The organism is Streptomyces sp. SID3343, assembly GCF_009865215.1.
Classification (GTDB): Bacteria; Actinomycetota; Actinomycetes; order Streptomycetales; family Streptomycetaceae; genus Embleya.
The window spans coordinates 1-6592 of record NZ_WWJX01000917.1; the positions used below are offsets into that span (position 1 = coordinate 1).

At 69.5% G+C, this 6592-nt stretch carries 6 protein-coding genes; 2 read left to right on the forward strand and 4 right to left on the reverse strand.

Features of this window, described 5'->3' with window-relative positions; translation table 11 throughout:
* Positions 1 to 365: 365 nt before the first annotated feature.
* Together GT354_RS54610 and GT354_RS28635 are read right to left on the reverse strand one after the other, a co-directional pair.
* On the reverse strand, positions 366 to 629 hold the full coding sequence (locus GT354_RS54610) for a hypothetical protein (RefSeq protein ID WP_237535551.1): 264 nt from the start codon (positions 627 to 629) through the stop codon (positions 366 to 368).
* Positions 630 to 777: 148 nt separating this feature from the next.
* Complete coding sequence (locus GT354_RS28635; protein WP_161359271.1) at positions 778 to 1287, reverse strand: helix-turn-helix domain-containing protein; 510 nt, start codon at positions 1285 to 1287, stop codon at positions 778 to 780.
* Positions 1288 to 1527: 240 nt separating this feature from the next.
* On the opposite strand from GT354_RS28635, the gene GT354_RS28640 reads away from it, so the two are divergent.
* On the forward strand, positions 1528 to 2910 hold the full coding sequence (locus GT354_RS28640) for an MFS transporter (protein ID WP_161359272.1): 1383 nt from the start codon (positions 1528 to 1530) through the stop codon (positions 2908 to 2910).
* Between the two features lie 151 nt (positions 2911 to 3061).
* Here the strand turns inward: GT354_RS28640 and GT354_RS28645 are convergent, their stop codons facing one another.
* Positions 3062 to 4627, reverse strand: a complete 1566-nt coding sequence (locus tag GT354_RS28645) for an MFS transporter (protein WP_161359273.1) — start codon at positions 4625 to 4627, stop codon at positions 3062 to 3064.
* 150 nt (positions 4628 to 4777) lie between these two features.
* Between GT354_RS28645 and GT354_RS28650 the strand changes: the two genes are divergently transcribed.
* Positions 4778 to 5284: a MarR family transcriptional regulator gene (locus tag GT354_RS28650; protein WP_161359274.1), complete on the forward strand. Its 507-nt coding sequence runs from the start codon at positions 4778 to 4780 to the stop codon at positions 5282 to 5284.
* Positions 5285 to 5476: 192 nt separating this feature from the next.
* Here the strand turns inward: GT354_RS28650 and GT354_RS28655 are convergent, their stop codons facing one another.
* Positions 5477 to 6316 carry an arginase family protein gene (locus tag GT354_RS28655; RefSeq protein WP_161359275.1) on the reverse strand — a complete coding sequence of 280 codons (840 nt, stop codon included), beginning with the start codon at positions 6314 to 6316 and terminating at the stop codon, positions 5477 to 5479.
* Between the last annotated feature and the right edge of the window lie 276 nt (positions 6317 to 6592).

A 6592-nucleotide genomic window follows, 5' to 3' on the forward strand; every position in this document is an offset into this window, starting at 1 on the left:
GCCCCGTCCCGTCCCGTCCCAGGATCGGTGCCCGCGCGGTTCGGTGTGGCAACGACACGGACTTCGGCAGGTTGGTGCTGTCGGCTCAGTGGCTCGGCCCTGATGGGTTTGTGTGTTGCCGCCGATATCTGATCGGTCGGGTCCGGATTGTCGGAGCACGCCACTCTGGCGCCCCTCCCGCGTGGCCGGCCGGATGACTGGTGGGCCGCTGAGGAGCCGGCCTGTACGCGAGTCCCGGAGGTGTGCGCGGTGTATCGGTGGGGTGCGGCGGTGCGCGCGGATTCGGAGCCGGCGGTGGGGCCGGCCGTCGCGGCGAACCCGCTCGCCGGCCGCCCTGCGTGGACAGCGGTGCGCGGGATTCGGTCCTAAGCGGATGTGGGTACGAGGCGTACGGCGGTTCCGTAGACGTAGAACCACGGTTCCGTGGCGATCTTCGTGCCTTCCATGATCGACGCCTTCGTCCTTGTGCGGTCGTGCACCTCGATCCGGATCCCGAGGACCGCGTCCGCATTGTGCGATTCGGCCATTTCCCGTAGTCGGGTCGTGGCCTTGCTCAGGTCCCTGTCTGCCGCCCACGTGAGCCACGCGTGTGCGATTTGTCGTGTCGGCCATGGCTTGTCAATCGTCATCATCGGAATCGCCACGGCCCCATCCTGCCCATGAATCGCCATGCCCTACACAGGTGGGGCGGCCGCACCGCGCTTTCCCGGTACCGGAGTTCGGCGAGGTCGGCGCTTCCGGCGGGTCCAACCGGCCGATCGGGGCGGCTGCGCCCGGTTACGGGTGGGCGGTCGCTCGGTTCGGGCTGGCGGTGAGCTTGGTGGTGGCTTCGGTGCGGGCGTCGTAGGCGGCGCGGGCCTCGGCGATTCGGGTCTGGTGTTCTTCGGTCCACGTCACGAGGGAGCGGATGGTGGTGTGCAGGGTCGTGCCCATCGGCGTGAGTGCGTAGTCCACGCGTGGGGGGACGACCGCGTACACGGTTCTGCGGACCAGGCCGTCGCGTTCCAATTGGCGCAGCGTGACGGTCAGCATGCGCTGGCTGATGCCGTCGATCTCGCGGCGCAGCTCGGTGAAGCGCATGGTGCGGCGTTCCAGGATGGCGATCACCAGGAGCGACCACTTGTCGGCGACGCGGTCGAGGATCTGGCGGACTTCGCATCCCTCGCGTACGTCCCATTGCAGGGCGTCGTACTCGTCGTACTCCTCGTGTTCTGTGTGCTCGGCCGGGGTGCTTCGAGGCGGGTTACTCGGAGGGTGGGTCGGTGACTTTGAAGTGCCTTCTTCCATGGAAGGCGATGCTGCCCAAGGATGTGGGTGGTTACAAGAGGGAACCGGGTTTGGTTCGGTAACCGATCGGCCCTCGGGTCAGGCCACTGCAACCGATCGGCTCTCAGGCCACTGACGCGTCCGCGTAGGGACGTTCGTGTACGTACCCCCATGTAGAGAGAGGGCTGCCGCATGTCCGCAACCGCGTCCGTCTCCGACCACGCTGGCCAGACGTTCCCGCCGGCAGGCGACACAACCGGGATGAGCAGGCGCGCGTGGGCCATGTTGATCGTCCTGTGCGGCGCGATCTTCCTGGAGGGCATCGATGTTGCGATGCTCAACGTCGCGCTGCCCACGATCCGCGACGACCTTGGCATGTCCACGGGCGCGGTCGGTTGGGTGATGAGTGCGTACGTACTGGCCTACGCCGGGTTCATGCTTCTAGGCGGCAGAACGGCTGATCTTCTGGGCCGACGGCGGATGTTCGTCGTGTGGTTGACCGTGTTTCTGGTCTTCTCCGGGCTCGGTGGGTTTGCCACCGAGGGTTGGATGTTGGTCGTCGCGCGGTTCGTGACGGGTGCGGCGGCGGCGTTCATGACGCCGGCTGGTCTGTCGATCATCACCACGAGCTTTGCCGAGGGGCCGCAGCGGAACAGGGCTTTGCTCGTTTACGCGGGCACCGCGGCGGGCGGTTTTTCGCTCGGCCTGGTCATCGGTGGGCTGTTGACCGCGATCGACTGGCGTCTGGTGTTCTTCGTACCGGTCGGAATGGCCGCGGTGATCCTGGTCCTGGCTCTTGTGGTGCTGCCGCGCGACGGGCGTCGCGAGCGGCGTACGCAGAGCTTCGACGTAGCGGGTGCGATCAGCGTTTCCGGCGCGATGCTGTTGCTCGTGTACGGGGTCGTGCGGCTGGAGCACCCGGCGCGCGGGCCGGGGTGGACCGTGATGGTGTTCGTGGCCGGGGTCGTGTTGCTGTTCGCGTTCGTGGCGGTCGAGCGGCGGTCGGCGGCGCCGCTGGTCCGGTTGGGCATCCTGCGGTCGGGAGCGCTGGTGCGGGCGAACCTGGGGGCGATGTTGTTCGCCGGGTCGTTCTTCGGGTTCCAGTTCGTCGCGGTGTTCTATCTGCAGGAGGTGCGGGGTTGGTCGACGGTCGAGACCAGCTTCGCGTTGCTCGCGGCGGGGGTGGACGCGGTGCTCGCGCCGACGGTGACGCCGCGCTTGGTCGAGCGGTTCGGAAACCTGCGGGTGATTCTTGGGGGGATGGTGTCGGCGGCGGTCGCTTACCTGTGCTTCCTGCCGATCGACGGGGACACGACCTATCCGGCGATGTTCCCGACGATGTTGCTGCTCGGGGTCGCCTTCGCGCTCGCGTACGGACCGCTCACGATCGCGGCGACGGATGGGATCGAGGAGGACGAGCAAGGGCTGGCCGGCGGGTTGTTGTATACGTCCTTCCAGTTCGGGGCGGCGGTTGGTCTGTCGGCGGTTACGGCGGTCATCGCGGGTGCGGGTACGGGTGGGGGCGGCTCGGAGTTGGATGGCTTCCGGGCGGCGCTTTTGGTCCCGGTGGTGGGGGTTGTCCTGGGCGCGACGGTTACCGCCTTCGGCTTGCGTTCAGGTGGCCGCGAGCGCCGGCCGGGCTGAGGGGGGTGGCCTCAGGCGCCGGCCGGGCCGGGTGTACTTCGGTCGGGTGGGTTGTCCTCGGCGCGGGACGGGCCGATGTCGGTTCGTTCGGCGCCGATGTCGGTTCGTTCGGCGACGAGGACGACGGGCTTCGGCAGCGGTCGGGGACGAGTCAGGCTGGGCGGCGCTTGAGGCCGATCAGAAGGACGGTGACGACCGCAGCCGCGAGCATGCCGATGCCTGCGAGGGTCATGCACAGGTGCAGGGCGTCGGTGAAGCTCGCGCCGACGGCGTCGAGAGCCTTGCCGGTGGCTTCCGGGGGCAGGCCCAGGTGTCCTGCGGCGGAGAGGCCCTCGTCGGAGACGGCGGAGTTCACGTGGTCGCGGTCCGCCTGGGACAGGCCGGACGAGGCCAGGTGGCCGGGTAGTGCCGAGGCGATGCGGCTGGTCAGCACCGCGCCCAGGATCGCCGGGCCCATGGCGCCGCCGAGTTGCCGCAGCGTGTTGTTGCCCGCGCTCGCCATGCCGGCGAGGTGGTGCGGGACGCTGCTGACGGCGACTGCGGTGATCGGCGTCATGACGAACGCGAAGCCGACGCCTATGGTCGCCAGCGGGCCGATCAACGCGGCGAAACCGGTGTCCGGCTGAAGGGTGTTGAGGGTCAGCATGCCGATGCCCGTGACCACGAGCCCGCCGGTGAGCAGGATGCCCGAGGCGACTCGGCCCATCAGGCGGCCGACGATCGGGCCGATGAGCACGCTGAGTCCGTTGATGATCAGGAACCGGTACGCGATCTCCAGCGCCGACAGCCGCTGCACGTTGCCGAAGAACAGGCTCAGTGAGAAGACGATGCCGACCAGGCCGAACATGGTCAGCATGGTGACGATGCCCGCGCCGGTGAAGGCCTTCGACGAGAACAGCTTGAGCGACAACATCGGCGTGGCCGAGCGCCGTTCGACCATCACGAAGGCGACCAGCCCGAGCGCGGCGAGGACGAACGCGAGCACCACGGGGGTCTTGCCCCAGCCTGCGTTGCCGCCCTCGATCACGCCGTAGATCAGGCCGACGATCACGATGATCGCGGCGATCTGACCCGGTACGTCGATCGCGCGACCGTGTGGCGAGCGCGAGTCTTCGAGCAGCAGGACCGCGACCACCACGCCGACCAGGCAGATCACCACTGCGGGCGCGAACACCCAGCGCCACGTGGTCTGTTCGAGGATGGCGCCACTCAGCAGCGGGCCCAGCGACATGCCCAGGCCGAGTGAGGCGGCCCATGCCGAGATGGCCTTGGCGCGGGCGCGGAAGTCCGGATACGCGTGGCTGATCAGCGCGAGGCTGGAAGTCAGCAGAGCTGCCCCGCCGGCGCCGGAGAGAGCCTGGCCCACCCAGACCTGGGGGACGCTGTGCGCGGTGAGGTTGATCGCGGATCCGATGGCCAGCAGGACCAAGCCCGCCAGGAACGCCTTCTTGCGTCCGTAGAGGTCGCCGATCAGGCCGAACGTCAGGATCAGCGCCGCCATCGGGAGGATGAACGCGTCGCTGATCCATTGCAGGTCGGTGGTCGACGCGTCGAGACCGCGCTGGATGGTCGGCAGCGAGACCGCGACCCCACCGATGGGGATGTACGACGCGAAGACGCCCAGACAAGCCAGGACGACGGTGAGCGCGGGGCGTGCGGTGCCCTGTGCCGCAGGCGGGGCGGCGATTGTGAGGCCGGGCGGAGAGCTCGTGGTCATGGTGGAACTGCCTTCCGGGGTATCTGAAGGCTGCCAAGTTATCAGAAGGCTGTGAACATCTATGTAGGCTGGCATCAGATGGGTTGCCTTACCGTGGCGCGTGGCGCCCACAGAGTTGCGGCCCACCCGATCCGGAGAAGGGAACGCGCGATGCCGACTCACCCCGCAGAAGGCGGTATCGCGTGGAGCGATCAGGTGACGCACCTGATGTGGCGCGCGCACCAGTCGATGCAGCGGGTCCTGAACGACGGCCTCGAACCCCTGGGCGTATCGATCAATCAACTGGGCCTGGCGACCCGGATCGCCGAGCACGGCGCGCTGTCCGCGGCCGACCTCTCGCGGGCCCACCGCATCACTCCGCAAAGCGTGACCACGGCGGTCACGGCGCTTGAGCGAGTGGGCTGGATCGCGCGCAGGCCGCACCCCGTACACAGGCGCGTGGTCCTGTTGGAGTTGACCGAACTCGGGGTCGAGGGCGTCGCGTCGGGCCAACTGGTCGTCGACGAGGTGGCGAATGTGATCGGCGCGGCGGTCGGTACCGACCACGTCGCGTCGTTCGCGGAGGAACTACGGGCGATCAGCGCGGCGTTGGACGGGCCGGCTCCGCCGGTGGGTGGGATGTGGCCGGAGCCTGCTCGGGACCGATCGCGGGACTGACCGGCGCGGGGAGACGCGGGCCGGCGGGGATGTGCACCGAGTCGCTTCGAGTCGGCTCGTGCGTCTGGGATCGTCTCGTCTCGTTTCGGATCGCATCGGAGCCGAACGGAACGGAACGGAACGGAACGTCGCGGAACGCGCGGGGCGGCGTGACGCTCGGCGGGCCGGGGAGAGCCGGCCGCGAACTCCGGTTCAGCCCGTGACGGCCTCGATCAGTGCTGGGACCAGGGTGGCGAGAATCGCTTCGTCGTGGCTGTCCGGGGCGTCGAGGTCGGCCTCGTACTCGGTGATCGTGAGCCCGGCGACGGTGAAGCGCTCGGCGAGCGCGGTGACGGCGGCGAGCAGCGTCTCCGGGGTCAGGCCGCCCGGCTCGGGGGTGCCGACCGAGGAGAAAACGGTCGGGTCGAGCACGTCGAGGTCGATGTGAATGTGCACGTGATCGGCGCCGCCGGCGGCCGTCGCGTCGATGAGGGCCGCCGGGTCGGCGAGTCGCTCCGGCGGCAGTTCGGTGACGGCGTGGCGGTCCACGAAGGCGCGCTCGTCCGGGTCGAGGGCGCGGACGCCGGCTAGGACGACTTGGCCCGGCTTCAGGGCCGGGTCGGGCGTGAGCTCGGCCGGCCCGTCGCCCAGGAGTGCGCGCAGGATCATCCCGTGGAAGGCGCCGGACGGTGACGAGCCAGGGGTGTTGAGGTCGCCGTGCGCGTCGAACCACACCACCGCGAGCCGGTCGCCGTGCTGCCGCAGCGCGGCCTCGACCGGTGCGAGGTCGATCGCGCAGTCGCCGCCCACGGTCAGGACGGGCCGGCCGACCACGGCCACGGCCCGGCGCGCGGCGGCGAGATTGTGGACGAGCACGTCGGCGTGGGCCACGCCGTCGCGGGTCTGCCCTGCGGCAACCTCGGTGTGTACGCGGATGCGCGCGGCGTCGGGGACGGTTTTGGCGAGCAGCCTGGCGCCACCGACCAGGCGGCGTGCCGTAGGGGTGGAGGACCCTTGCCATTGCGGGATCTGGACGACCGTGAGATCGGACATGCCGGCTGCTCCCTGGTGGTTTGCGCGGGGGCGGGGCCGCCCCAGGGAGCACCATGATCGTGCATGAGTATGCGCCTGGTCGAATTGTTTTGCGGGGTGGCGGGGGCGCGGGGGGACGGGGTGGCTGAACGGCGGGGAGGGCGGGACATGGAAAAGCCCTGCCCCAACCACCGCCGACCCGCACCGCCACCCCCGCACGGGCCCGAACCGGACCGAACCGGACCGAACCCGCCCAGCCCCGCCCCGCCCCGCCCGAACCGAACCCGCCCCACCCGG

Bases quoted from the DNA above. Each gene is read 5' to 3' on its own strand.
- GT354_RS54610 (WP_237535551.1), bottom strand. From the start codon at position 629: ATGACGATTGACAAGCCATGGCCGACACGACAAATCGCACACGCGTGG.
- GT354_RS28635 (WP_161359271.1), bottom strand. From the start codon at position 1,287: ATGGAAGAAGGCACTTCAAAGTCACCGACCCACCCTCCGAGTAACCCG.
- GT354_RS28640 (WP_161359272.1), top strand. From the start codon at position 1,528: ATGAGCAGGCGCGCGTGGGCCATGTTGATCGTCCTGTGCGGCGCGATC.
- GT354_RS28645 (WP_161359273.1), bottom strand. From the start codon at position 4,627: ATGACCACGAGCTCTCCGCCCGGCCTCACAATCGCCGCCCCGCCTGCG.
- GT354_RS28650 (WP_161359274.1), top strand. From the start codon at position 4,778: ATGCCGACTCACCCCGCAGAAGGCGGTATCGCGTGGAGCGATCAGGTG.
- GT354_RS28655 (WP_161359275.1), bottom strand. From the start codon at position 6,316: ATGTCCGATCTCACGGTCGTCCAGATCCCGCAATGGCAAGGGTCCTCC.